Source organism: Arthrobacter sp. NPDC056691 (genome assembly GCF_042791415.1).
Taxonomy (GTDB): Bacteria; Actinomycetota; Actinomycetes; order Actinomycetales; family Micrococcaceae; genus Arthrobacter.
The window spans coordinates 14,487-37,931 of the sequence record NZ_JBHTXX010000029.1 but is presented as its reverse complement, the minus strand read 5'-3'; the positions used below and the strand labels follow the sequence as shown (position 1 = coordinate 37,931).

The following is a 23,445-nucleotide window of genomic DNA, read 5'->3' as shown; positions in this document are numbered from 1 at the left end:
CTTCTGACCAGGAGCATTGCCACAGCCGGCAGCATGGCCTTGCTTGCCGGACTCCTGATGGCTCCGGCAGCACAGGCGCTGCCGATGGAAACAGGCACTGTCACGGAGCCCGCACCGGCTCCGTCTGACCTGCCAACGGAAACACAGCCAGCAGCCGAAACCACTCCGACGGAAACAGTCCCTGCGGAAGTGACGCCCACAGAGGCGGCACCCACCCAAACTGCGCCCGCGGAAGTACCGCCTGCCGAGGTAACACCAGCGGAAACGGTGCCCACGGAAGTGGCACCGGCCGCCCCTGAAAACACCAGCCTTCCGGTTATTGAGGGGGACCCCGTCGTCGGCGGCACCCTCACGTCCACGGGCGGTCAGTGGAGCGACAACGCAGGCTGGATCCAGTACAGCTGGATCGTCGACGGCGTTGCCGTCCAGACCCAGGGTCATGCCGTCGGCGAGGCCGATGTCCTGAGCATCGTCCCGTCCATGGCCGGCAAGAGCGTCCAGCTCTCTGTCGTGGCGTCGTCGGATGCCCAGTCTCCCGGAACCGAAGCGGCAGCCGCGGCTGTCACTGTACGCCCGGCCGCCTTCACGGGGGTTGTTTGGAGCAACGCCGTTGCCGGCAAGCCCGCCGTCGGCCAGCTGCTGTCTTTGAGCACTCCGCAGTGGGATAACTCTGCCAGCCAGGGAGCTCTGGCCTATCAGTGGTTCCGCGGTGCTTTGGCCATCGGATCGGCCACAACCTCGCGTTACACAGTCACGGCCGCCGATGTCGGACAGAAGCTGTGGGCCAAAGTGACCGTGTCCGCTCCTGGCTTCACCACGGTGGAACTGTCCTCGACCCAGGTCACCGGAGTCTCCGCGACCTTCGTAACCGCACCCGTGCCCACCGTCAGCGGAACCGCCCGCGTGGGCCAGGTGCAGACGGCGAACGCAGGAACGTGGGCTCCCGGCGGTGCCGTGCTGTCCTACCAGTGGTACCGCGGAACGGCGGCCATCGCGGGCGCGGTCGGCCGCACGTACACCACTTCCGCGGCCGACTACGGGAAGGCCCTCAAGGTGCGGGTGCGGGCAACCAAAGCCGGCTTCGTCACGGTTGACCGCTTCTCCGCCGCACGCACCATTGCGGCCGGGACCATTGTTGCCACCAAGCCCCTGACCGTGGTGGGAACCCACCGCTACGGCAACACCGTTAAGGTCTCGCAGGGCTGGCCGGCCGGCACCACAATCCGTTACCAGTGGTACAGGAACGGCGTAGCAGTCAGGGGCGGCACCGGGTACGCGCTGTACTTCAACCCGAGCTACATCGGCTCACGGGTGAACGTGAAGGTCACGGTTTCCAAGCCCGGCTATGCAACACGGTCTGTCTCCACCGGCGCAATTACTGTCGGCAGGGCACTGATCAACCTGAAGACCGCGCCGAGGATTACCGGCGGGACTTCCCTGGGGTCTGTCCTCACGGCCAACGTCGGGACCTACTCCCCCGCGCCGTCGGCCTACGCGTACCAGTGGTACCGCAACGGTGCCGCCATCTACGGCGCGCGCTACCGCACCTACCGCCTCACCGCCGCGGACAACGGCCGGTCCATCACGGTCCGCGTATCCGCCAGCTTGATCTACTCGGACACCCGGGTCACGATGAGCCCGGCACTGAAGCTGCCGGTCTGGGCTGTGACGGTGCTTCGCGGCGACGGCACATACCGGGTGGGAACACAGATCAAGCCGGGGTTGTACAAGTCCACCGGCGGATCCTTCTGCTACTGGGCACGGCTTCGCGGGTTCTCGGGAAACGTCAGTGACATCAAGGCGAATTACGTCGGTTCAGGAGTCGCCTACGTGCAGATCCTTCCCGGTGACGTCGGTTTCGAGACCCGTGGCTGTGGCGCCTGGACCACCGTTCCGTCCACCGGGGCAAGGGCCACAAGCATCACCAAAGATGGAATCTACCGGGTAGGTATCGACATCCTGCCGGGGGACTATTACGGCTATGGCACCGGTGATTCCTGCTACATGGCGCTGTTGACCGGCTTCGGCGGAACCCTTAATGACATCTATGACAACTACTTCGGGTCCGCATGGATTGACGTAACCATCCCCTCTTGGGCGAAGGGCTTCGAAGTCCACGGCTGCGGGACACTGGCTCAGTAGTGGCAAAGATCCGCGGCTGACCTTCGGTTAGCAGAAAGCCCGACGGCGGGAGTCGCCGTCGGGCTTTCGGGTTCAGTCTGAGGTGCTAGCGGGTGCTGCCTGCGAGCAGGCCGCGGCGCTGGAGCAGGCGCTTCTCGATGGGCGCGAACACCAGCAGCTCGATCAGGATGCCAACGGCCAGGATCAGGAGGATCGCGGACATCACGATGGTCATGTCGGCGAGGTCGCGGCCCTGGTTCAGCATGGAGCCGAGGCCGAAGCCGATGGTACCGCCCACCGCAATGATTTCCGCGGCCATGAGCGAACGCCAGGAGAAGGCCCAGCCTTGCTTGAGTCCGCTGAGGTAGCCCGGAAGTGCTGCGGGAAGGATGATCTGCACGGCCATTTGCAGCCGCGAGGCGCCCAGGACGGTGCCCACGCTGCGGTACTGCGGCGGGATCTGGTCCACGCCGGAGATCAGGCCGTTGATGATCGACGGGATGGCGCCCATGAACACCACGAAGTACACCGTGGCGTCGGTGAGACCGAACCAGATGATGGCGGCCGGCACCCACGCAACAGACGGCAGAACCTGAAGGCCCGAAATCAGCGGACCGAACGCCCTGCGCAGCGGAGCCACCTGAGCCAGGAGCAGCCCGACCGGGGTGGCGATCGCGACACTGATCAGGAACCCCAGGAGGCCGCGCTGCAGCGACGTCCAGACGGCCTCCTGCAGCGATCCCTCGGCCCACAGCGTGCCGAACTGCTCCAGCACATCCATGGGGCCGGGCACCTGGTCGCGGCGCTTGATGCCCAGCGAGACGTAGAACTGCCAGATGATGATGAGCACCACGACGGCGGCGACCGGCAGCAGGACGCGGCTCCAGTCAACCCGGGCCTTGCGGACCGCGTCCGACTGCAGCGAGTCCAGCCCGGATTCCAGTTCGCGCAGGTCCGCCGAGCCCGTGGAGGACCGGGTCAGCGCGGCGTGGACCTTCGTGGATTCGTTGGTTGAGCCTGTCGAAACCTTGGTCTCGACGGCCTCGACCAGCGGGGACTCGGTCGTTTCGGGCGACTCGGCCACGGGAGATGGGTTACTTGGCATGGCGGCGGATCTCCTCTCGCAGCCGGGCGGTGATGACCCCGGTCAGCTGTCCGGCAAGACCGGCGTCGGTACGGTGTTCTTCGGTGACTTCCCATTCCTGCACCACACGGCCGGGCCGGGATGACAGCAGCAGGACGCGCTGGCCCAGCCGGACGGCTTCACGGACGTTGTGCGTCACAAAGACGATGGTGCGTCCGGTTTCCTTCCAGATGCGCTCGAGTTCGTCGTGCAGCAGGTCGCGGGTGATGGCGTCCAGGGCCGCGAACGGCTCATCCATGAGGAGCAGCTGGCGGTCCTGCGCGAGCGAGCGGGCCAGTGCCACGCGCTGCCGCATGCCGCCGGACAGCTCGTGGGGACGCCGGTCCGCAGCTTCGGCCAGGTGAACCAGGTCCAGCAGTTCCTCGGCCTTCACCCGCCGCTCGGCCTTGCCGAGCCCGCGCAGCTTCAGCGCCAGCTCCACGTTTTCACGGGCGGTGAGCCACGGGAACAGGGCGGAGTCCTGGAACATGAAGGCGGCGCCGTCGCTGGGCACCTCAAGGGCGCCCGACGTCGGGAGTTCCAGTCCCGCCATGATGTTCAGCAGGGTGGATTTGCCGCAGCCTGACGCACCGAGGAGGGCGACGAATTCGCCCTTGCCGATGGTGGCGTTGACGTCGTCCAGCACCGGGGCGCCTTCGCCGAAGCGTTTGCCCAGGTTTTCCAGTACGACTGGCATGGTCCCGTCCTTTGTTCGTGGTGCGTTAAATGCGGCGGTGCAGATGCGGGCCGGACTAGTCCTGGCCCAGCCCTGCAGCTGTGGTTTTTTCCGTGGCCACTGTGTTCAGCGCCCGGAGGTCGAAGAGGCCGTTGAGGTCGGCCTGCTTGGTGGTGCCGGCGTCCACGCCGTCCTGCAGCAGCTTCTTATACGCTCCGGCCAGCGGGTCCACCGTGAACACGATGTTCTTCAGCGAACGGTCGATGACGTTCTGCGCCAGTGCCTTGCCGGCATCCTGTTTGAGGGCAGCGTTGACGACGGCGGCCTTCTCGGCGGCCGGAGTATCGTTCAGCCATTTCACGGCCTCCACGTGGCCCTTGAGCAGGGCCTCCACGGTCTGCGGGTGCTCCGCGGCGAACTTCCTGTTCACGATCAGGATGGTGGTGGGGAACTCACCGGGCTTGCCGGTCAGCGAACCGTCCCACAGGTCCTTCTCGTCCACCAGGACCTTCGCGCCGGCCTGGAGCACCAGACGGGAAGCCCACGGCTCAGGCAGCCACGCGCCGTCGAGCTTGCCGTCCTGGAACAGCTTCAGGGTCTGGGCGTTCTCGGTGGGGTTGATCGCAACGTCCCCGCCGCCGTCGGTGTTGGTCTTGTAGCCCTGCTTGCCAAGCCAGGCGCGAAGCGCCACGTCCTGGGTGCCGCCGAGCTGCGGCGAGGCGAGGGTCTTGCCCTTGAGGTCAGCCGCGGTCTTGATCTCCGGCTTGACCACCAGCTGCGCGCCGCCGGAGGCCGCCCCGGCGATGATGCTGATGGATTCGCCCTTGCTCTTGACGAACGAGTTGATGGCCGGGTTCGGGCCGATGTAGGTGGCGTCGATCGCGCCGGCGTTCAGTGCCTCGATAGCGGCCGGACCGGCGTTGAACACCTGCGTGCTCAGCTTGGTGCCGCCGAGCTCCTTGGCGATGAAGCCCTGCTTCACGCCGACCAGCGCCGGGGCGTGGGTGATGTTCCCGAAGTAGCCCAGCTTCAGCTCGGCCGCGGGGGTGCCCGCTGCGTCAGGGGCCGCCGAGGCATTGGAATCCCGGGCCACCGCCGACGCCACAATCGCTCCCACGCTGATCAGCAGGACGAGGCCGACGGCCAGCGCGACTTCCAGGGTGCGGCGGCGCTTGGGCGTCTGGCTTTCGCCGGCCACAATGCGGATCATGCCCGGCCTGGAAGTACTCATGGATTCACCATAGGGACTGGCATAAACGGGGTTCAACGGAGCGGAAACCCGGGGTCACGCAGGTTCATGCAACGTCACATTCAGCCACAAAAATCCGCCTGCCCGCGGGCCCGTGAAATTTCGGGGCTAATCCCCCTTGACATTGACCAGCTGGCGCAGCCGGTGCCGCACCTTCACCAGATCGGCGGCGTCACGCATGACCTGGTCGATGGGCTTGTAGGCCGCCGGGATCTCGTCGATGAACGCCTCGGTGGCCCGGAACTCGATCCCGTGCATGGCCTCCTTCAGCTGGGCCAGCGAGAAGGCCTTGCGCGCAGCAGTACGCGAATACTCCCGGCCGGCTCCGTGCGGCGAGGAGTTCAGGGAAGCCGTGTTGCCGAGCCCTTCCACGACGTAGGACGCCGTCCCCATGGACCCGGGAATCAGTCCGGGGTCGCCAACTTCCGCCTTGATGGCGCCCTTGCGTGACACCCAGACGGACTTCCCGTAGTGCGTTTCCTGCTGGGTGAAGTTGTGGTGGCAGTTGATCCGCTCCGTCTCCTTGACGGTTCCGCCGACCCAGTCGCTGAACTGCCGGATCACACGGTCCATCATTTCCTCGCGGTTCAGGAGGGCGAAGTGCTGGGCCCAGCGCAACTCCTTGATGTACCGCGTGAACTGCGGCGTACCCTCCTCCAGATACGCGAGGTCCCGGTCCTCCAGGCTGATGTGCTTGTCGCGGGCCACTCCTTGCGCCACCTCGATGTGGTGCTGGGCGATCTTGTTGCCGACGCCCCGTGAGCCGGAATGCAGGAACAGCCACACGGCGTCGGTCTCGTCGGTGCAGACCTCGATGAAGTGGTTGCCGGAGCCCAGCGAGCCAAGCTGGAGGTCCCATTTCGCCACGTACTGCGCGGGGTTGAATCCGGCCTTCTCGGCCCGTCGGTGCAGTTCGGCGATGCGTGGCTCCGCGGTAGCCGTCACTCTGTGGTTGTTGTGGCCGGCGGACAGCGGGATGGCGCGCTCGATGCTCTCCCGCAGCGGCTTCCGGTCCCTCGGCAGCTCTTGGAGGGTGTACTGGGTCCGCACCGCGATCATGCCGCAGCCGATGTCCACCCCGACGGCGGCCGGAATGATCGCGCCGAGCGTCGGGATGACGGACCCCACCGTTGCGCCCTTGCCCAGGTGCGCGTCCGGCATCAGTGCCAGATGGGGGTAGATGAAGGGCAGGCGGGAGGTGGTCAGGGCCTGCTGACGGGTCTTGTCGTCCAGGATCGACGCCCAGTTGATGAGCCGGCTGGTGATGGTTTCCATGCTCGCCTCCCACTCTTGATAATGGTGGGCCGGGCGGAGGGCGACAAGGCCCGGAAACAGCGAAATCGCCGGAAGCGTGTGAAGTCGCCGCAAAATTTGCGGCGATCTCGCACGTTTCCGGCGACCTCAGTGCAATCAGATCGAGTAGCGCTCGTCCTCGTGGTCGCCCGGGTGGTCCTTGACCAGGCCGGCGGCGAGGGTGTTGCCGTCGAGCGGGTCGATCACCAGGAACGCACCCGTGCGGCGGTGGTGCAGGTAGTTCTCGAGCGGCAGCGGGGCGGCGAGCCGGAGCTGCGCGTGCCCGATGTCGTTGAGCTCCAGGCTGGTGGCGCCTTCGAGGTTGAAGGTGGCCAGGTCCAGCTTGCCGTTGACGCTGCGGACCAGGGCCTGCACGGTGCGGGTGCCGTGCTTGACCAGCACCTTGGCGCCCTCGCGGAGCGGCTTCGGGGACAGCCAGCACAGCTGGGCGTACAGGTCGGCCGAGCTTTCACGGACGGTGCCGGCGGCCGCGATGGTGTCACCGCGGGCGACGTCGAACTCGTGGGCCAGCCGGATTGCCACGGACTGCGGGGCGGTGGCTTCCTCCAGCGAGGCGCCGGCGAAGTCGATGCCGGTGACCGTGGTGGTGCGCGGGTCCTGGCCGGGGGTCAGCACGCTCACCTGGTCCCCCACCTTCACGGAGCCCTCGGTGATCTGCCCGGCGTAGGCGCGGTAGTCGCGGTATTCCTCGACATCCAGCCCGCCGGCAACAGCGTCAGGTGCCAGCGCGCCCTGCGGCCGGATCACCAGCTGCACGGGGAAGCGGAAGCTCTCCAGGTGGCTTTCGAGTTCGTCGGCGGCGGGCAGCGTCTCGAGCACCTCGAGCAGCGCCGGGCCGGTGTACCAGGGGGTGCGCTCCGAGCGCTCCACCACGTTGTCGCCGTCGAGCGCGGAAACCGGAACCACCAGCAGGTCGGCAATGCCGTCGGAGCCCAGGCCGAGCTCGCGGCCCACCTGCTGCACGTCGGCCTCGATCTCGCGGAACACGCTCTCGCTGAAGTCCACCAGGTCGATCTTGTTCACGGCCACGATCACGTGCGCCACGCGCAGCAGCTGCAGCACGGACAGGTGCCGGCGGGTCTGCTCCAGGACACCCTTGCGGGCGTCAATGAGTACGACGACGGCATCCGCGGTGGACGCGCCGGTCACCGTGTTCTTGGTGTACTGCACGTGCCCGGGGCAGTCCGCCAGGATGAAGCTGCGGCGGTCCGTGGCGAAGTAGCGGTAGGCGACGTCGATGGTGATGCCCTGCTCGCGCTCGGCGCGCAGGCCGTCGGTCAGCAGTGCCAGGTCGATGCCGCCGGCCGCGCCGCCAAAACCGCGGTCAGCCGAGGTGCGGGCCACGGCGTCGAGCTGGTCGGCGAGGATCGCCTTGGAGTCGTGCAGGAGGCGGCCCACCAGGGTGGACTTCCCGTCGTCGACGGATCCGGCGGTGGCGAAGCGGAACAGCGAGGCGGACGCGAGGGGGGCCTCGTCAAGAAGGGCGGCCGCGCGGGCCGTATCGATTTCGGTGCTCATTTAGAAATAGCCATCCTTCTTGCGGTCTTCCATGGCGGCCTCGGAGATGCGGTCATCCGCACGGGTGGCGCCACGCTCGGTGATGGTGGAGGCGGCAACTTCGATGACGACGTCGCGCACCGTGGCGGCAGCCGATTCGACGGCGCCGGTGCAGGACATGTCGCCGACGGTCCGGTAGCGGACGGTCTTGGTGATCACTTCCTCGTGCGGCAGCGGCTGGGACACCTCGCCCACCGCGCGCCACATGCCGTCGCGGGCAAAGACCTCGCGGTCGTGGGCGTAGTACAGGCCCGGCAGCTCAATGTTTTCGCGCTCGATGTAGCGCCACACATCCAGCTCGGTCCAGTTGCTGATGGGGAACGCACGCACGTGCTGGCCAACCGTGTGGCGGCCGTTGTACAGGTTCCACAGCTCGGGCCGCTGGTTGCGCGGGTCCCACTGGCCGAACTCGTCGCGCAGGCTCAGGATGCGCTCCTTGGCGCGGGCCTTGTCCTCGTCCCGGCGGCCGCCGCCGAAGACGGCGTCGAACTTGTTGGACTGGATGGCGTCCAGCAGTGGGACGGTCTGCAGCGGGTTGCGGGTGCCGTCGGCGCGCTCGGCGAGTTCGCCGCGGTCAATGAACTCCTGGACGGAGCCGACGACGAGCTTCAGTCCCAGCCGTTCGACGGTCCGGTCGCGGAAGTCAATGACCTCGGGGAAGTTGTGGCCGGTGTCCACGTGCAGCACGGGGAAGGGAACCTTGCCCGGCCAAAACGCCTTGGTGGCCAGGTGCAGCATGACCACGGAGTCCTTGCCGCCGGAGAACAGCAGTGCCGGCTTCTCGAACTCGGCCACAACCTCGCGGATGATGTGGATCGCTTCGGATTCGAGGGTGTCCAGGCTGGAGAGGCGCGTTGAGGCAGCTGCGTCGGTCACCAGGGTGGTCTCCTCAGTTAGGAAAGTGCTCATACGTGTAGTCCGCATTCTGTCTTGTTGGTTCCTGCCCAGCGGCCGGCGCGGGGGTCCTCGCCGGCAGCTACCTTGCGGGTGCAGGGCTGGCATCCGATGGACGGGTAGCCCTGGGACAGGAGCGGGTTGACGGGCAGGAGGTTGTCGTCGGAGTACTGCACCAGCTGGTCGAACGTCCAGGCGGCCATCGGGTTGACCTTGACCAGGCCGTTGGCCTCGTCCCACGTCACCAGCGGAGTGTTGGTGCGGGTGGGGGCCTCGTCGCGGCGGACGCCGGTGAACCAGAGTTCGTAGCCGGAGAGCGTGCGGCGCAGCGGGGCCACCTTGCGGAGGGCGCAGCACTGGGCGGCGTCGCGGGCGAACAGGTCCTTGCCCAGGAGCCGGTCCTGCTGCTCCACGGTGTTCTCGGGGAGCACGTCCACCACGTTGACGCGGAGGTTCGCGGCCACCTCGTCACGCGTGGCGTAGGTTTCCGGGAAGTGGTAGCCGGTCTCCAGGAACAGGACGTCGACGCCGGGAAGCTGGTCAGCGACCAGTGCCGGCAGGACGGCGTCTGCCATGGAGCAGGCGACGGCGACGGCGGGCATATCGAAGTTGCGCTCGACCCAGGCGATGACGTCGCGGGCCGGAGCATCCCAGCCGAGCTCGGCGGCGCCGGCCTCGGCCAGGGCCTTCAGCTCGTCGTGGGAACGCTGGGACTGGACCGGGGTCACTGGAGTGCCTCCTCGTCAGCTGCGTGGGCCCACTCGGCGAAGGTCTGGCCCTCGGCGCGGTCGGCGACGAACTTGCGGACTACCCGTTCGACGTAGTCAGGCAGGTCCGCGACGTAGACCTTCAGGCCGCGGACGGTGCGTCCCAGGCCGGCCTCTTCACGGTCGGTGGAAGCCAGCCCGCCGCCCAGGTGGACCTGGAAACCCGGGGTGGGGTCGCCGTCGGGCGTGGGGAGCATCATGCCCTTGAGTCCGATGTCCGCGGTCTGGATGCGGGCGCAGGAGTTGGGGCAGCCGTTGATGTGCAGCGACAGGGCCTGCGGGAGCTGGCCGCTGTCTGCGAGGTCGGCCAGGCGGCGTTCCAGTTCGGCGACGGCCGTCGCAGCGGTGACCTTCGTTTCCACGATGGCCAGCTTGCAGTATTCGATGCCGGTGCAGGCGATGGTGCCGCGGCGGAACACGGACGGGCGGGCGGACAGGCCCAGGGCGTCGAGTTCGGCCACCAGCGGCTCCACCTCGTCCTTCGGCACGTCCAGCACCACGATCTTCTGGTGCGGGGTGGTGCGCAGGCGGTAGGAGCCGCGGGCCTCGAGTGTGTCCGCGAGCTTCACGAGCTGCGCGCCGGAGAGGCGGCCGGCAATGGGGGTGGCGCCGATGAAGAACTTGCCGTCCTTCTGCTCGTGCACGCCCACGTGGTCGCCCGGGGTGGACGGCTTGGGCGCGGCGGGACCGTCGGCCAGCTTGTAGCCGAGGTATTCGTCCTCGAGGACCTGGCGGAACTTCTCGGGACCCCAGTCGGCCATGAGGAACTTCAGGCGCGCCTTGGTGCGCATGCGGCGGTAACCGTAGTCACGGAAGATGCTGGTGACGCCGAGCCATACGTCGGCGGCCTGCTCGGGCGTGACGAAGGCGCCGAGGCGCTTGCCGAGCATCGGGTTGGTGGACAGTGCGCCGCCGGCCCAGAGGTCGTAGCCGATGCCGAGTTCGGGGTGCTTGACGCCGACGAGGGCGAAGTCGTTGATCTCGTGCACCACGTCCTGGCTGGGGTGGCCGGTGATGGCGGTCTTGTACTTGCGCGGCAGGTTGGACAGCAGCGGGTTGCCGATGAACCGCTCACCCAGCTCGGCGATGAGCGGGGTGGGGTCGATGATCTCGTCCTTGGCGATGCCGGCCACCGGGGAGCCGAGGATGACACGCGGAACGTCGCCGCAGGCCTCGGTGGTGGACAGGCCGTTGCTCTCAAGGCGGCGCCAGATCTCGGGGATGTCCTCCACGCGGATCCAGTGCAGCTGGATGTTCTGGCGGTCCGTGAGGTCGGCGGAGTCCCGCGCGAAGTCCACGGAGATCTGGCCGATGACGCGCAGCTGCTCGGTGGTCAGCGCGCCGCCGTCGATGCGGACGCGGAGCATGAAGTACTTATCCTCGAGCTCGTGCGGCTCCAGCGTTGCGGTCTTGCCGCCGTCGATCCCGGGCTTGCGCTGCGTGTACAGGCCCCACCAGCGGAAGCGGCCGTGCAGGTCCTGGCCGGGAATGGCGTCGAAGCCTTCCTTGGCGTAGATGGACTCGATACGCTCGCGGACGTTGAGCCCGTCGTCTTCCTGCTTCCAGGTTTCGTTGGCGTTAAGCGGGGTGGTTCCGTCCACCTTCCACTGGCCGTGAGGCTTGGCGGCGGGTCGGGAGGCACGGGCGGGTCGCGCGGGCTTGTCCGTGGACGCTCCGGCTAGAGCTGTATCAGTCATGCATCGACTGTAGAGCCGCCCCGAAAAACGTCACAAAGGCCCGGAAATGCTAAGTCACCTAAGGAAACATTTCGTCATGACTCGCCGGGAGGCCTTGAACGGCGCCGCCGGCTGTGCTTTCCGCGGCTGCGTTTTTCGGCGCTTTTCAGGACGTGACGGCGTGGGCCGCCAGCGCCGTGTCGTAACGTTCCAGGGCGATCTCCGCGAGCACCGGCGAGGGCAGCAGCGGTTCGGTCACCAGGTCCGCCCCGGCCTTGGCGAGCTGGTCGTGGAAGAAGCCGGGCGCCAGAAGGTACGAGGCCACCACCACGCGGCCACCGACGCTCACGCCGCCGGCAGACTCCCCTGCACCGGCACCGCCGGCTGCCTCCTCGCGCAGCATGGCCACGGCTTCCGGCACCGACGGCTTGGCCGAGGCGCCATACGCGGGCACAATCCGGTTGGAGCGGAGAGTCCGCAGTTGTTCGGCCAGCTTCTCGACGCTGACCGCGGCGTTCGGGTTGGAGGAGCCCGCGGCGGCGAGGACGACCGCGTCGTTGTCCGTAACACCGGCCTCCCGCAGCCGCTGGTCGAGCAGGGCGGCGAGGCGGGGGTCGGGTCCCAGCGGCGCCGCGGCCGCCGTGCCCGGCCGGCTCTTAACAGCCTTTGCAATGTCCACCTTCACGTGATAGCCAACACTGAGCAGCAAAGGCACGACGACGGCGGAGGCGTGCGTCGAGCTGCCGGCGGCAGCACCGCCGTCGGCCGCCGGTGCGGAAGCGGCGGGGTCCCGGGGGAGCCCGGCCACCACGTCCACCAGATCGGGCTGCTGGACGTCCACATATGCCTCGCGGACGTCGAGCCCCGGGCGCAGCGCGGCGATGGCGTCACGGAGGGCGTTGACCTCGGCGGCTCCCTGCGCGTTGGAGGTCCCATGGGCGCAGGCGATCAGGATCGGGCTATTCATAGGGGCTAGCGTAACGTTGGAGTTGCACTGTCCGCCCCTTGAAATATGCCGGGACGCTCCATGACATTCTCTTTTGACATCGCCCTGGCATGGCTGGACCTGGCCGGCATCTTCTTTTTCGCGGTCTCCGGATCGCTGCTCGCCGCGCGGAAGCAGTTCGACGTCATCGGGTCCCTCCTGCTCGCCTCCCTGGTCTCGCTGGGCGGCGGCGTGATCCGCGATATCATCCTCAATTCCGGCCCGCCCGCCGCGTTCACCAATCCGGCATATCTGGTGCCGCCGCTGCTGGCCACCGGACTGGTGTACTACCTGTTCTCCAGCGTCCAGCGCTACACCTCGCTCCTCACCCTGTTCGACGCCGCCGGCCTGGCCCTGTTCTGCATCACAGGCACGCTCAAGGCCCTGTCCCTGGGAATGAATCCCGTCGCTGCCGTGCTGCTCGGGGTCACGACGGCGGTGGGCGGCGGGCTCCTGCGCGACATCACCGCCAACGAGGTGCCCCAGCTGTTCGACGCCCGGGACCTCTATGCGCTGCCGGCTTTCACGGGCGCTGCGCTCACCACGATCCTGTGGGTTCTGGGGGCCTTCAATCCTTTCTCGGCGTGCGCCGTGGCGGCCCTGGTCTTCGTGTTCCGGGTGGTGGCCTGGCGCCGCTCGTGGCGCATTCCGCTGGCCGTCCGCGGGTGGCACCGGCTGGGTCTGGAACCGGGGAATTCGAGGGGCCGGGATTAGCTAGGATAAGAGCCATGACTGACATGTTCCTCGAGAAGTTCCGTGCGCTTGTTCCGAAGTATCTCGAAGACGAATGGCAGGAAGAGGACGGGCTGTCCGCCGAAGAACTGGACGCGGAGCTCTCCGATCACCAGTTCACCATCCCCCTGGTGCTGCGCGAGTTCTACCTGGCGCTCGGCGGGTGCGAGGACCTTATGGAGGCCTACCACTACTTCTGGGACCCTGAGGAACTCGAAGTGGACGACGAAGGTTTCCTCATGTTCCTCGAGGACGAGGAAGAAAACTTCACCTGGGGCTTCCGCACCGGCGACCTGAGCGTTCCGGACCCCATCGTGTACCGCCGGAACAACGCCCGCGGCCAGTGGAAGAGCGAGGAAGGCACGTTCTCGGAGTTCGTCTTCGACATGTTCGACTGGGCCTTCAACGACGAGGACTAACCCTTCCCTGGCTTCCCCCGCGGAATTCCACCACGTTTGGGGCCCGGGTGCGGCGTGTTGCGCGGAAACGCCGTGCCGGGTCGGGGTTTCGGTTTCAAACGTGGGGAATTTCAGCGCACCACGCGGCCGCGGAGCACCTGCCACACCTCGTCGATGACCTTCTGGGGGTTGTAGACCACGTCACGGTAGCCGTAACGGAGCACCGCATAGCCCTCCAGGGTGCTGGCATTGTTCCTGCGCCGGTCCTTCTTCACCTGGGCTGGTTCCAAGTGCGTGATGCCATCCAGTTCGACTATCAGGAATCCCTCCAAGAGGAAGTCCACGATGCCGATCCCCGGCAACTCCACCTGGGTCTCGGTATAGATGCCGTGCGCGCGAAACATCAGCCGCGCCACCACCTCGATGGGGGAATCCGCCGTTCCGTCCACGAGTTCCAGCACTTGGCGGGCAACCCCGTTCCGGTTTCCCGGCAGCCTTTCCCGCAGATAGGGCAAGGTGGTCCGCCCCTGTCGCAGGGCGCTTTCGACGACGACGGCGGCCTCCAGCGCCGGCAGGCACCTTAGAGCGTGAAGCAACGTATCCGTCAGCCCGGCCACGGGCCACGGGAAATCCTGTGGCACCACTGAGCTGCGGTGCGTCACGACGCCCTTGGCTGTCCCGTGCCGGCAGAGCAGATGCACTCGGACAGGTTCGTGCAGGCGCCAGATTCTGTGGTGCGCGGTGGCCGAGGCGCAGGTGAGGAGCCCGTTGCCCAGCACCGCAGCCAGCGCGTCCGGGGCCGCACCCGGAAGGGCCACAACCCCGTGGCGAAGCCGGCCGATCTCCCCCGTGGCGACGGCGTTCCTGATCTCCCGCTCCGAGAATCCCGCTCCGAGCAGGGTTGATATCCGCGCCACGGAGCCGACGTGCCTGAGGTACGAAGTGAGTTCCATGTGTCCAGCACAGCCATTCCCGGATTGCCCGTACACCCGCGGATGCGCCTATGTGGACAACCGGCTGCTGAAATTCCCCGGCTTTGGGGCAGGGCGGCGGCGAGTCCCGGCAACACGCCGGGCGCGGCGCGGCATCGGCGGCCAAAGATGGGGAAAACCGGCAGCCCGCGGCGTATGACACGCTGGTTAACAGGGGATTTTGGAGATGTGACAAAGCTGTCATAGAGTGTTTCTCGGATCCACTGAATGCCTCCGGTGGATTTGATGCGAACGGAGAGACGGCCCCGGTTCCGCGCAGCGTATGACTCGTGACGCTGCGCAGAACCGGGGCCGTTCCGTTTAAGCAGGTCAAGTAAGCCCGTCAAGCGCAAGCCAGTTAAGCCAGAAGGGCCCGGCACCTCATCGGCGCCGGGCCCAAAATGGCTGGCGAAAAACTAGCTGGCGCGGTCCACCACGGCGTGCGCGAAGCTGGACAGCGAGGCCTTGACAACGCCCTCGGGCAGCGGGTCCAGCGCGGCGATGGCGTCGGCCGCCCACGCGCGGGCCACCACCCAGGACTCGGCAGTGACCGGGTGCTCGCGCAGCCCGGCGACGGCTTCGGCGAGGGCCTCGTCCGAGGACAGGTCGCCGTCGATCAGCTTGAGAAGTTCGACGGCGGACTGGTCACCCGCCGCTGCGGCGTTGCGGAGCAGCAGCACGGGAAGAGTGGGCACGCCTTCGCGCAGGTCGGTGCCCGGGGACTTGCCGGACTTGACCTTGACTCCCGTAACGTCGATGACGTCGTCGGCGAGCTGGAACGCGACGCCCACCTTCTCGCCGTACTCCACCAGGACGTTCTCGTAGGCCTCGTCGGCGCCGGAGAAGATGGCGCCGAACTGGCCGGAGGCCGCCACCAGCGAACCGGTCTTGTCCGCAATCACGGACAGGTAATGATCCACCGGGTCCTCGTCCGGGCGCGGCCCGACGGTCTCGTGCAGCTGGCCGAGGCACAGCCGCTCGAAGGTCCGGGCCTGGATGCCGAGCGCGCGGGAGCCGAGCTCGGACACGAGGATGGACGCGCGGGCGAAGATGAGGTCTCCGGTGAGGACGGCCACGGAGTTGCCCCAGACCTCGTGCGCCGTGGGGGCGCCGCGGCGGAAGGGCGCCGAGTCCATGACGTCGTCGTGGTACAGGGTGGCCAGGTGGGTCAGCTCAACCACGACGGCGGCCTGCACCACGGCGGGCAGCGATGCGTCACCCAGGTGGGCGCAGAGCAGGGTCAGCAGGGGGCGGATGCGCTTGCCGCCGGCTTCCACGAGGTGACGCGACGTTGCGTCAGCCAGGGGGTCGGAGTTGGCGATCGCTTCGCGGAGTTTCTTCTCCACCCGGGCCAGGTTGGTGGTGATGGCAGGACCCAGGTCGGGGTCCCCCGCGATGGCCGCGAAGCCTGCCGGCAGCTGCAGTCCGGTGGCGATGGCGGTGGTGTTGAGGCTGGGTTCGGAGTCCGGCAGGCCGTGCCCGGCGTGCGTCCAGCTGTGGTTCGCGGAGTTGGTCACGGGTTAACCCTAACTTTTTGTTGCGGAAACCGCTGATTTGGAGCCGGAGGGGGCAAGGGCGGAGGTGTTGGAGGTGGCCGGAACCAGCAGTTCGAGCACGCGGATCACGCGGTCCTCGAAGCCCCTGGCCGACGGGTCGGTCAGGTTGGCCAGCAGCCGGACCACAAAGCGCATCAGCACCGGAATGGGCATCCCCGTCCGCAGCGCGAGCTTCATGACTACGGGCTTGCCGATCAGCGCCGCGAAGGCACGCCCCAGCGTGAAGTGGGATCCCCACTGTCCGCGCACATAGTCCGCGTACCCGGCGAGCCGGGTGTCGGCGTCGGACGCGTTCCAGCCGCCGGAAGCGACCCGCCCCGAAGCGTCAATGATGAACTCGGCCGCGAAGCGGGCGGACTCCATGGCATAGGAGATGCCCTCACCGTTGAACGGGGACACCATGCCGCCGGCGTCGCCGAGGAGCAGCAGGCCGGGCGAGTAGTGCGGGGTGCGGTTGAAGCCCATGGGCAGGGCGGCGCCGCGGATCTCCCCCACCTGGTTCTCCGGCGTGAAGCCCCACTCGGCGGGCATGCCGGCGGTCCATTCGCGGAGCACCTGCTTGTAGTCGAGCTTGCCGAATTCCCTGGACGAGTTGAGGATGCCGAGGCCCACGTTGGACGTGCCGTCGCCGACGCCGAACACCCAGCCGTAGCCGGGCAGGAGCTTGCCGTCGCGGCCGGGAAGCTCCAGCCAGCCTTCCATCCAGTCGTCGTCGTGCCGCGGCGAGGTGAAGTAGGTGCGGACGGCCACGCCCAGGGGCCGGTCGTCGCGCTTCCGGATGCCGAGGGAGACGGCGGTGCGGGTGGAGTTGCCGTCGGCGGCGAGGACGACGTCGGCACTGAAGTCGAGCGTCTCCCCCGTCTTCCGTCCGGACTCGTCCAGGAGCGCTGCGCGCACGCCTGTCACCCGGCCGCCATCGCCGCGCAGCGCCTCGGTCACGCTGTGGCGTTCCAGGACGGTGGCGCCGGCAGCCTGGGCGTGCCGGGCGAGTTCCTCGTCGAAGCCGAGGCGGGTCCGGATCAGGCCGTACTGCGGAAAATCGGACACCTCCGGCCAGGGCAGTTCGAGGCTGCGGCCGCCGGCGAGCAGGCGCAGTCCTTTGTTCCGGCGCCAGCCGTCGTGCTCGGGGTGGGGCAGGCCGAGCTTCTGGATCTCCCGGACGGCCCGCGGGGTGAGCCCGTCGCCGCACACTTTTTCGCGCGGGAAACTGGTCTTTTCCAGGACCGTGACATCGATGCCGGCTTTGGCAAGGTAATACGCGGCGGTGGATCCGGCGGGACCCGCGCCAACAATCAGTACTTTCACAGTGTCAGCGGGCGGTCCGCGGGAGGTTGCGGCGCAGCTTGGCCACCGGGCCGGTGTGGGCGGCGATGGCTTCCGCCGAGCCGTTGCCGGTGAGGGGCTTGTGGGCGCGGTGGACGGCCACAATGCCGCCGCTCAGGTTGCGGTAGGTGACGTCCTGCCAGCCGGAGTCCTGCAGCCACGCGGCGAGGTGGTCCTGGTCCGGCCAGGCGCGGATGGACTCGGCGAGGTAGACGTAGGCGTCCGGGTTGGAGGAGACCTTGGTGGCGATGGCCGGCAGGGCCCGCATGAGGTACTCGGTGTACATGGTGCGCCACAGCGGAACGACGGGCTGGGAGAACTCTGCGATGACCAGCTTGCCGCCCGGCTTGGTCACCCGGAGCATCTCGGCCAGCGCCTTCTTGGGCTCGTTGACGTTGCGCAGGCCGAAGGAGATGGTGCTGGCGTCGAAGGTGTTGTCGGCGAAGGGCAGGTTGGTGGCGTCCCCGGCGATGAAGTCGATGTCAGGGCGGCGGCGCTTGCCCACCTTGAGCATGCCGAGGGAGAAGTCGCAGGCCACCACGTTTATGCCGGCATCGGCATATGGCTCGCTGGACGTGCCCGTTCCGGCGGCCAGGTCCAGCACCCGCTGGCCGGCCCGGACGTCCATGGCTTCGACCACAACCTTGCGCCACCGGCGCGTCTGCCCCATCGAGAGGACATCATTGACGACGTCGTATTTGGGTGCGACGTCGTCAAACATCGTGGCTACTTCGTCCGGACGCTTATCCAAGGATGCTCGGTTCACCATGACATTGTCTCAAAAGTTCAGCAGGCTCCGTGACACGGCCGCCGCCGGGCGTGGTGGCCCGGCTGATCCGCCGGGAAACGCTCCCAACTTGCTGCGCGGAGTACTGTTGACCCATCATGACCAGCACGCTCCGCACCCTGACAGTCCCTTTGGATGGAGAATCGGCTCCCGAGGGGCTGCCGTCGTATCTGGTCCGCGATGATGTGCTGTGCTGGACCCGGCGCGAGGCCGGCCTGGTGGGCTTCGGCGAGGCTGCCCGCTTCACGGCAACGGGCCCCGACCGGTTCCTCGAGGCAGACATCTGGTGGCGCCACCTGGTCATCGAGGCGGACATCACAGACCACGTGGAGTGCCCGGGCACCGGCCCGGTGGCGTTCGGGTCCTTCGCGTTCTCCAAGGCTTCGGACCATGAATCCCGCCTCATCGTGCCGGAGATCGTGGTGGGCGTCCGGGACGGCCGCGCCTGGCTCACCCAGATAACGGCCGACGACGGCGAACTCACCGAGGCCGGAGCCGTCGCCGCCCTGAAGGGATGGCTGGAGTCGGACCCGCCGCCCGCCGTCGGCTCCCCAATACTCGACTCCCCCACAGACGGTGGGCTGACCACGGACCCAGCCGCCGCCGTCGTACATCCGGCCCCGACCTTTTCACAAGAGGCCACGCTGAAGACCGGCTCCCTCAGCGAAGAGGACTGGATGGACGCCGTCACTGCCGGCGTTGCCGAGATCCGCACCGGGAAACTGGAGAAGCTGGTTCTGGCCCGCGACATTGTGGCAACGGTTCCGGAAGGCGTGAACGCGGCGGAGGTGCTGCGGCAACTGGCCGGCCGGTACCGGGAATGCTGGACCTACGGTGTGGACGGCCTCGTGGGGGCCACGCCGGAAATGCTCATCCAGGTGGAGGGCCGCACCGCCCAGGCCCGGGTTCTGGCCGGGACGCTGGACCGCCGGGACGCCGTGGGCGAGGCCGGGCTGCCGCTGGATTACGCCGAGCGGGTACTGGCCGGATCAGAGAAGCAGCGGCACGAGCATGAGATCGCCATCCAGTCGCTGACCACCCAGCTCGCGCCCTTCTCCGAGGCCATGAATGCCCACGACGAGCCGTTCATCCTGGAACTGCCCAACGTGTGGCACCTTGCGTCCGACGTCAAGGCCGAGCTCACCGAGGTGGAGGGCCACGTCCCCACGTGCCTGGCGCTGATCAACGCGCTGCATCCCACCGCCGCCGTGTGCGGCACGCCCACGCAGGTTGCAGGGGCGCTGATCCGGAAGCTCGAACACCTGGACCGGGGCCCGTACGCCGGCCCGGTCGGCTGGCTGGACGCTGCCGGCAACGGCGAGTGGGGTATCGCCCTGCGCGGGGCCGTCATCGAGTCGCCCACCACGGTCCGGCTATATGCCGGCTGCGGAATTGTTGAGGGCTCGCAGCCCGAGGCGGAGCTGGCGGAGACGTGGGCCAAGTTCCGTCCGATGCTGGAGTCACTGCGGATCAGCTCCTGAGCCCAGCCGGGTAGGCGTGTCTCATATCCCGGACACCCCCTCACCAAAAGCCCTTGCGCTTAACCTCCAAACAGTTATCCAATAGTGAAACTAAGTTACCTGTGACGCACATCTCTTGATCGGCGTTACACTATATCCGCTAGTTCCGCATCCCTCCCGCAACAAAAGGTAAGAATATGCAGATCTCCCGTTCGCTCGTGGGCAATTCAAAGCTCAAGGCAGCCACGGTTCTCGCCATTGGCGCACTGGCGCTCTCAGCCTGCACCAACGCCTCGGAGTCCGCCGCTCCCGGTGGTGCGGCGTCGCCGTCGGGCAGCACCGCGGCCAGCTTCGACCCTTCGACCGTCCAGAAGGATGACGCGCTGGCCGCCTCGGTCCCCGACGCGATCAAGTCCAAGGGCACTCTTACTGTCGGATCGGACACCAGCTACGCCCCCGCGGAATTCATCGGCACGGACGGGCAGACCCCCGTTGGCTACGACGTGGACATCGCCAAGGCGATCGGCGCCACCCTCGGCCTGAAGGTGCAGGTGCAGACGTCCGAATTCACCGGCATCCTGCCCGCGCTGGGCCCGAAGTATGACCTCGGCATCTCCTCCTTCACCATCAACAAGGAACGCCTCGGCGCGGTCAACATGGTGAGCTACTTCAACGCCGGCACCGCCTGGGCTGTGAAGAAGGGCAACCCGAAGGGCTTCTCCCTGGACGACGTCTGCGGCAAGTCCATCGGCGTCCAGACCGGCACCGTTCAGGAAGATCCCGATCTTTCCGGCCGCAACAAGAAGTGCACGGCAGCCGGCAAGCAGCCCATCAACATCATCACGCTGAAGAACCAGACTGACGTCACCACCCGTCTGGTCAACGGCAGCATCGACGCCATGGCAGCGGACTCCCCCATCATCGGCTACGCCCTGTCGCAGACCAACGGCCAGCTGGAGAAGATCGGCGACGTATACGATTCAGCCCCGCAGGGAATCGCGGTGGCGAAGTCGGACACGGCCCTGGCCGACGTGATCCAGAAGACCCTCACCAAGCTCATGGCTGACGGCTCGTACAAGAAGATCCTTGACGGCTGGGGCAATGGCGAAGGCGCCATCACCAAATCCGAAGTCAACCCGGCGGCCGGCTCTTGAGCACTCCCGTCACCGACCACAAGTCAGGTGCACAGATGGACCACCATCATCAAACCGCACCGGTCCTGAACAATGCAGTACCCGTTCGGCACCCGGGCCGCTGGATCAGCGCCGTCGTCATCCTCGGCGCACTGGCGGTATTCGCGCAGAGCCTGGTGACCAACCCGAACTTCCGGTGGGACATCGTGGCCACCTACATCCTGGACGTCAAGGTGGTCCAGGGCGTGGGCTGGACGCTGTTGCTGACAGTGGCCTCGATGGTCCTCGCCATTGTCCTGGCGATCATTCTGGCCTTCATGCGCCAATCGGATAACCCGGTGTTCCGCTGGTCCAGCTGGGCCTGGGTCTGGTTCTTCCGCGGCACCCCCGTATACACGCAGTTGATCTTCTGGGGCCTGGTATCGGTCCTCTACCCCAAGATCGCTGCCGGAGTTCCGTTCGGGCCGCAGCTGTTCAGCCTGGACACCAGCACTGTCATCACCGCCCTGGTTGCCGCAATCCTGGGGCTTGGCCTGAACGAATCGGCGTACCTTGCCGAGATCTTCCGGGCCGGACTGAAGTCAGTGGACAGTGGCCAGATGGAAGCCGCTGAGGCGCTGGGCATGGCCAAGACCAAGATCATGTGGCGGATCATCCTCCCCCAGGCCATGCGCGTCATTGTTCCGCCCACCGGCAATGAAACCATCGGCATGCTCAAGACCACCTCGCTGGTTCTGGCAGTGCCGTTCACACTGGACCTGACCTTCGCGACGAACAACCTGGCCAACCGGACCTATCTTCCGGTGCCTCTGCTGATCGTCGCGGCCATCTGGTACCTCGTCATCACCAGCGTGCTGATGGTTGGCCAGCACTACATCGAGGCCTACTACGGCAAGGGAGTGGACAACCGGGTACCCGCCGTCGTGAACCCCGCGGCAGCGAGGGCAGCCGCGGCCGGCGCCCCGAGCGCCGAAGCGGAACCGGCCCTGAAGATGGACTTCCCCGAGGAGAGCGCCAAATGACGATCACCGCCCAAAAGCCGCTGGTCCGGATCGAGGACCTGCACAAGTACTACGGACATCACCATGTGCTGCGCGGCATCGACCTGACCGTCAACCAGGGCGAGGTAGCCGTTGTCATCGGGCCCTCCGGTTCGGGCAAGTCCACCATGCTGCGCTGCGTGAACCTGCTGGAAACCATCAGCGCCGGACGGGTTTCCGTGGGCGGCCAGCTGATCGGCTACCGCGAGGTGAACGGCCGGCTGCACGACCTCAAAACCAAGGAGATCGCTGCGCAGCGCCGCGAGATCGGTATGGTTTTCCAGCGGTTCAACCTGTTCCCGCACAAGACCGCCCTCATGAACGTCATGGAGGCGCCGGTCCAGGTGAAGCGCCAGCCTCGTGAGGCAGCGCGCAAGAAAGCGCTGGAACTGCTGGACCGGGTGGGGCTGGCCGACCGCGCCGACCACTATCCGTCGCAGCTTTCAGGCGGTCAGCAGCAGCGCGTCGCCATCGCCCGGGCCCTCGCCATGGAGCCCGAGCTGATGCTCTTCGACGAACCCACCTCGGCCCTGGACCCCGAACTCGTGGGCGATGTCCTGAACGTGATGAAGGACCTCGCCAAGTCGGGCATGACCATGATCGTGGTGACCCACGAAATCGGTTTTGCCCGGGAAGTGGGCGACAGCCTGACATTCATGGACGGCGGCGTCGTGGTGGAGACGGGCGATCCCCGCGAGATCATCGCCAACCCGCAGCATGCCCGTACCAAGGAGTTCCTGAGCCGGGTTCTCTAATCGTCCTGCGACGCGCAAGTGCCCCGGCGCTACGCAAATGCCCCGGCGCTACTGGAATTCCGGTAGCGCCGGGGCATTTGCGCGTCATGGGTAACTTTGCGCGTCGCCAGATGCAGCGACGTCACCGTGCGGACCGAGCAAGACGGCGGGGCACGCCCGCCAACGCCAGCTTCCGTTCCAGCCGTCCCGGCGCCATCAGGTCCGCCCACACCCATCTCACCACGGTGCGGCCAGTCGCCCGGATCCTGTCCTCCCGGTATTTCTCGTCCACCACTGCCTGCGACGGGTCCGGCCCTTTAGGTATTCCGGCTTCACGTACATTTCTTCGCCGTCGAACTCTCCGGCCGCCCGGGCACCGTCCCAGTAGTAGTCCGAGTAGCCAATCAGCCCGCCCCCGTCGCGGATCTCGTGCTGGAGGGCAGGCGGTTCAAAGCCGGCCACATGCATAAGCGCGCGGCCGTACGACTCCCCCGCGGATGCGGACAGTGGATCGGCGAACTCGATGGCTGCGGTGATCCGCCGCGCTGCTGCGGTGGTGTAGTTGCCCTCGATTTCGGCCAGGAGCTGTTCCTTGGACAGTGCCGGCAAGTTCCTGGCCTTGTCACGTCTAAGCACGTGGTCCAGCGGAACGATGGCTTCGGCGAAGGATGTGAACGCCGCAAGGTCCAGGACAGTGCGCACGCGGCCTGTCACCAGGAGGCCGCCATGCCGGGAGACCTTCACGCCGGCCGGGGCCGCGTAGTGCCGGCGTACGCCCGCCCGGGACCGGCCGCCGTCGTTCTGAAACGTCAGTGCATGCACCGGATGGTGATGGCCGATTGTCGGAACGCCCCAAAACGCTGGCCGCCGAATGCCACGCGAACACCGTCGGCGCGGCGAAGGTTTCGGCAGCGGCCTGCACCTTCAGCCGGTACTGGTCCCATGGCTG

General features: G+C 67.0%; 21 protein-coding genes. 7 read left to right on the top strand and 14 right to left on the bottom strand.

Features of this window, described 5'->3' with window-relative positions; genetic code table 11:
* Positions 1-84 precede the first annotated feature (84 nt).
* Positions 85-2,142: a hypothetical protein gene (locus ACFRAU_RS19680; protein ID WP_378001152.1), complete on the top strand. Its 2,058-nt coding sequence runs from the start codon at positions 85-87 to the stop codon at positions 2,140-2,142.
* A gap of 85 nt (positions 2,143-2,227) precedes the next feature.
* Here ACFRAU_RS19680 and ACFRAU_RS19675 read toward each other — a convergent pair whose 3' ends face one another.
* The 9 genes from ACFRAU_RS19675 to ACFRAU_RS19635 form a co-directional block, all read right to left on the bottom strand.
* A complete protein-coding gene (locus tag ACFRAU_RS19675) occupies positions 2,228-3,226 on the bottom strand; it encodes an ABC transporter permease (RefSeq protein ID WP_378001151.1) in 999 nt (332 codons plus the stop codon).
* The gene (locus tag ACFRAU_RS19670) at positions 3,216-3,941 is read right to left on the bottom strand and encodes an ABC transporter ATP-binding protein (protein ID WP_377995361.1); all 726 of its coding nucleotides are present in this window, start codon (positions 3,939-3,941) and stop codon (positions 3,216-3,218) included. Before ACFRAU_RS19670 ends, ACFRAU_RS19675 begins: the two co-directional genes overlap by 11 nt.
* A 55-nt stretch (positions 3,942-3,996) precedes the next feature.
* Complete coding sequence (locus ACFRAU_RS19665) at positions 3,997-5,151, bottom strand: ABC transporter substrate-binding protein (RefSeq protein ID WP_378001150.1); 1,155 nt, start codon at positions 5,149-5,151, stop codon at positions 3,997-3,999.
* Between the two features lie 126 nt (positions 5,152-5,277).
* Positions 5,278-6,444: an RtcB family protein gene (locus tag ACFRAU_RS19660; protein ID WP_378001149.1), complete on the bottom strand. Its 1,167-nt coding sequence runs from the start codon at positions 6,442-6,444 to the stop codon at positions 5,278-5,280.
* A gap of 135 nt (positions 6,445-6,579) precedes the next feature.
* Complete coding sequence (locus ACFRAU_RS19655; protein WP_378001148.1) at positions 6,580-8,001, bottom strand: sulfate adenylyltransferase subunit 1; 1,422 nt, start codon at positions 7,999-8,001, stop codon at positions 6,580-6,582.
* Positions 8,002-8,949 (bottom strand): sulfate adenylyltransferase subunit CysD, encoded by a 948-nt coding sequence (gene cysD / locus ACFRAU_RS19650; protein ID WP_378001147.1) that lies wholly within the window; start codon positions 8,947-8,949, stop codon positions 8,002-8,004. It lies immediately after the preceding gene.
* Positions 8,946-9,662: a phosphoadenylyl-sulfate reductase gene (locus ACFRAU_RS19645; RefSeq protein WP_378001146.1), complete on the bottom strand. Its 717-nt coding sequence runs from the start codon at positions 9,660-9,662 to the stop codon at positions 8,946-8,948. Before ACFRAU_RS19645 ends, cysD begins: the two co-directional genes overlap by 4 nt.
* Positions 9,659-11,398, bottom strand: a complete 1,740-nt coding sequence (locus ACFRAU_RS19640) for a nitrite/sulfite reductase (RefSeq protein ID WP_378001145.1) — start codon at positions 11,396-11,398, stop codon at positions 9,659-9,661. Before ACFRAU_RS19640 ends, ACFRAU_RS19645 begins: the two co-directional genes overlap by 4 nt.
* Before the next feature lie 145 nt (positions 11,399-11,543).
* Positions 11,544-12,344 (bottom strand): sirohydrochlorin chelatase, encoded by an 801-nt coding sequence (locus ACFRAU_RS19635; protein WP_378001144.1) that lies wholly within the window; start codon positions 12,342-12,344, stop codon positions 11,544-11,546.
* Between the two features lie 60 nt (positions 12,345-12,404).
* Between ACFRAU_RS19635 and ACFRAU_RS19630 the strand changes: the two genes are divergently transcribed.
* Both ACFRAU_RS19630 and ACFRAU_RS19625 read left to right on the top strand, forming a co-directional pair.
* Complete coding sequence (locus tag ACFRAU_RS19630; RefSeq protein ID WP_378001143.1) at positions 12,405-13,076, top strand: trimeric intracellular cation channel family protein; 672 nt, start codon at positions 12,405-12,407, stop codon at positions 13,074-13,076.
* Between the two features lie 14 nt (positions 13,077-13,090).
* Positions 13,091-13,513, top strand: a complete 423-nt coding sequence (locus ACFRAU_RS19625) for a hypothetical protein (protein ID WP_377995352.1) — start codon at positions 13,091-13,093, stop codon at positions 13,511-13,513.
* Positions 13,514-13,623: 110 nt separating this feature from the next.
* Here ACFRAU_RS19625 and ACFRAU_RS19620 read toward each other — a convergent pair whose 3' ends face one another.
* The 4 genes from ACFRAU_RS19620 to ACFRAU_RS19605 all read right to left on the bottom strand — a co-directional run bounded on the left by ACFRAU_RS19620 (position 13,624) and on the right by ACFRAU_RS19605 (position 18,108).
* Entirely contained in the window at positions 13,624-14,445 is an 822-nt protein-coding gene (locus ACFRAU_RS19620) for an endonuclease domain-containing protein (protein ID WP_378001142.1), read from the bottom strand.
* Positions 14,446-14,879: 434 nt separating this feature from the next.
* Positions 14,880-15,980 carry a polyprenyl synthetase family protein gene (locus ACFRAU_RS19615; protein WP_377995350.1) on the bottom strand — a complete coding sequence of 367 codons (1,101 nt, stop codon included), beginning with the start codon at positions 15,978-15,980 and terminating at the stop codon, positions 14,880-14,882.
* Positions 15,981-15,989: 9 nt separating this feature from the next.
* On the bottom strand, positions 15,990-17,324 hold the full coding sequence (locus ACFRAU_RS19610) for a geranylgeranyl reductase family protein (protein WP_378001141.1): 1,335 nt from the start codon (positions 17,322-17,324) through the stop codon (positions 15,990-15,992).
* A 4-nt stretch (positions 17,325-17,328) separates the two neighbouring features.
* Positions 17,329-18,108, bottom strand: a complete 780-nt coding sequence (locus ACFRAU_RS19605; RefSeq protein WP_175305009.1) for a demethylmenaquinone methyltransferase — start codon at positions 18,106-18,108, stop codon at positions 17,329-17,331.
* 119 nt (positions 18,109-18,227) lie between these two features.
* Here ACFRAU_RS19605 and ACFRAU_RS19600 point away from each other — a divergent pair, with 119 nt between their 5' ends.
* The 4 genes from ACFRAU_RS19600 to ACFRAU_RS19585 all read left to right on the top strand — a co-directional run bounded on the left by ACFRAU_RS19600 (position 18,228) and on the right by ACFRAU_RS19585 (position 22,517).
* Positions 18,228-19,610, top strand: coding sequence for an isochorismate synthase MenF (locus ACFRAU_RS19600; protein ID WP_378001140.1), 1,383 nt, complete (start codon positions 18,228-18,230; stop codon positions 19,608-19,610).
* Between the two features lie 176 nt (positions 19,611-19,786).
* Positions 19,787-20,743, top strand: coding sequence for an ABC transporter substrate-binding protein (locus ACFRAU_RS19595; protein WP_378001139.1), 957 nt, complete (start codon positions 19,787-19,789; stop codon positions 20,741-20,743).
* A 35-nt stretch (positions 20,744-20,778) separates the two neighbouring features.
* Positions 20,779-21,744: an amino acid ABC transporter permease gene (locus ACFRAU_RS19590; RefSeq protein WP_378001138.1), complete on the top strand. Its 966-nt coding sequence runs from the start codon at positions 20,779-20,781 to the stop codon at positions 21,742-21,744.
* A complete protein-coding gene (locus ACFRAU_RS19585) occupies positions 21,741-22,517 on the top strand; it encodes an amino acid ABC transporter ATP-binding protein (RefSeq protein ID WP_377995345.1) in 777 nt (258 codons plus the stop codon). The genes ACFRAU_RS19590 and ACFRAU_RS19585 overlap by 4 nt, the downstream gene beginning before the upstream one ends.
* Positions 22,518-22,733: 216 nt before the next feature.
* Here the strand turns inward: ACFRAU_RS19585 and ACFRAU_RS19580 are convergent, their stop codons facing one another.
* Positions 22,734-23,318: a hypothetical protein gene (locus ACFRAU_RS19580; protein ID WP_378001174.1), complete on the bottom strand. Its 585-nt coding sequence runs from the start codon at positions 23,316-23,318 to the stop codon at positions 22,734-22,736.
* Positions 23,319-23,445: the final 127 nt, after the last annotated feature.

Excerpts from the sequence above, each read along its gene's own strand:
- ACFRAU_RS19680 (WP_378001152.1), top strand. The coding sequence starts at position 85 with ATGGAAACAGGCACTGTCACGGAGCCCGCACCGGCTCCGTCTGACCTG.
- ACFRAU_RS19675 (WP_378001151.1), bottom strand. The coding sequence starts at position 3,226 with ATGCCAAGTAACCCATCTCCCGTGGCCGAGTCGCCCGAAACGACCGAG.
- ACFRAU_RS19670 (WP_377995361.1), bottom strand. The coding sequence starts at position 3,941 with ATGCCAGTCGTACTGGAAAACCTGGGCAAACGCTTCGGCGAAGGCGCC.
- ACFRAU_RS19665 (WP_378001150.1), bottom strand. The coding sequence starts at position 5,151 with ATGAGTACTTCCAGGCCGGGCATGATCCGCATTGTGGCCGGCGAAAGC.
- ACFRAU_RS19660 (WP_378001149.1), bottom strand. The coding sequence starts at position 6,444 with ATGGAAACCATCACCAGCCGGCTCATCAACTGGGCGTCGATCCTGGAC.
- ACFRAU_RS19655 (WP_378001148.1), bottom strand. The coding sequence starts at position 8,001 with ATGAGCACCGAAATCGATACGGCCCGCGCGGCCGCCCTTCTTGACGAG.
- cysD (WP_378001147.1), bottom strand. The coding sequence starts at position 8,949 with ATGAGCACTTTCCTAACTGAGGAGACCACCCTGGTGACCGACGCAGCT.
- ACFRAU_RS19640 (WP_378001145.1), bottom strand. The coding sequence starts at position 11,398 with ATGACTGATACAGCTCTAGCCGGAGCGTCCACGGACAAGCCCGCGCGA.
- ACFRAU_RS19635 (WP_378001144.1), bottom strand. The coding sequence starts at position 12,344 with ATGAATAGCCCGATCCTGATCGCCTGCGCCCATGGGACCTCCAACGCG.
- ACFRAU_RS19630 (WP_378001143.1), top strand. The coding sequence starts at position 12,405 with ATGACATTCTCTTTTGACATCGCCCTGGCATGGCTGGACCTGGCCGGC.
- ACFRAU_RS19625 (WP_377995352.1), top strand. The coding sequence starts at position 13,091 with ATGACTGACATGTTCCTCGAGAAGTTCCGTGCGCTTGTTCCGAAGTAT.
- ACFRAU_RS19620 (WP_378001142.1), bottom strand. The coding sequence starts at position 14,445 with ATGGAACTCACTTCGTACCTCAGGCACGTCGGCTCCGTGGCGCGGATA.
- ACFRAU_RS19600 (WP_378001140.1), top strand. The coding sequence starts at position 18,228 with ATGACCAGCACGCTCCGCACCCTGACAGTCCCTTTGGATGGAGAATCG.
- ACFRAU_RS19595 (WP_378001139.1), top strand. The coding sequence starts at position 19,787 with ATGCAGATCTCCCGTTCGCTCGTGGGCAATTCAAAGCTCAAGGCAGCC.
- ACFRAU_RS19590 (WP_378001138.1), top strand. The coding sequence starts at position 20,779 with ATGGACCACCATCATCAAACCGCACCGGTCCTGAACAATGCAGTACCC.
- ACFRAU_RS19585 (WP_377995345.1), top strand. The coding sequence starts at position 21,741 with ATGACGATCACCGCCCAAAAGCCGCTGGTCCGGATCGAGGACCTGCAC.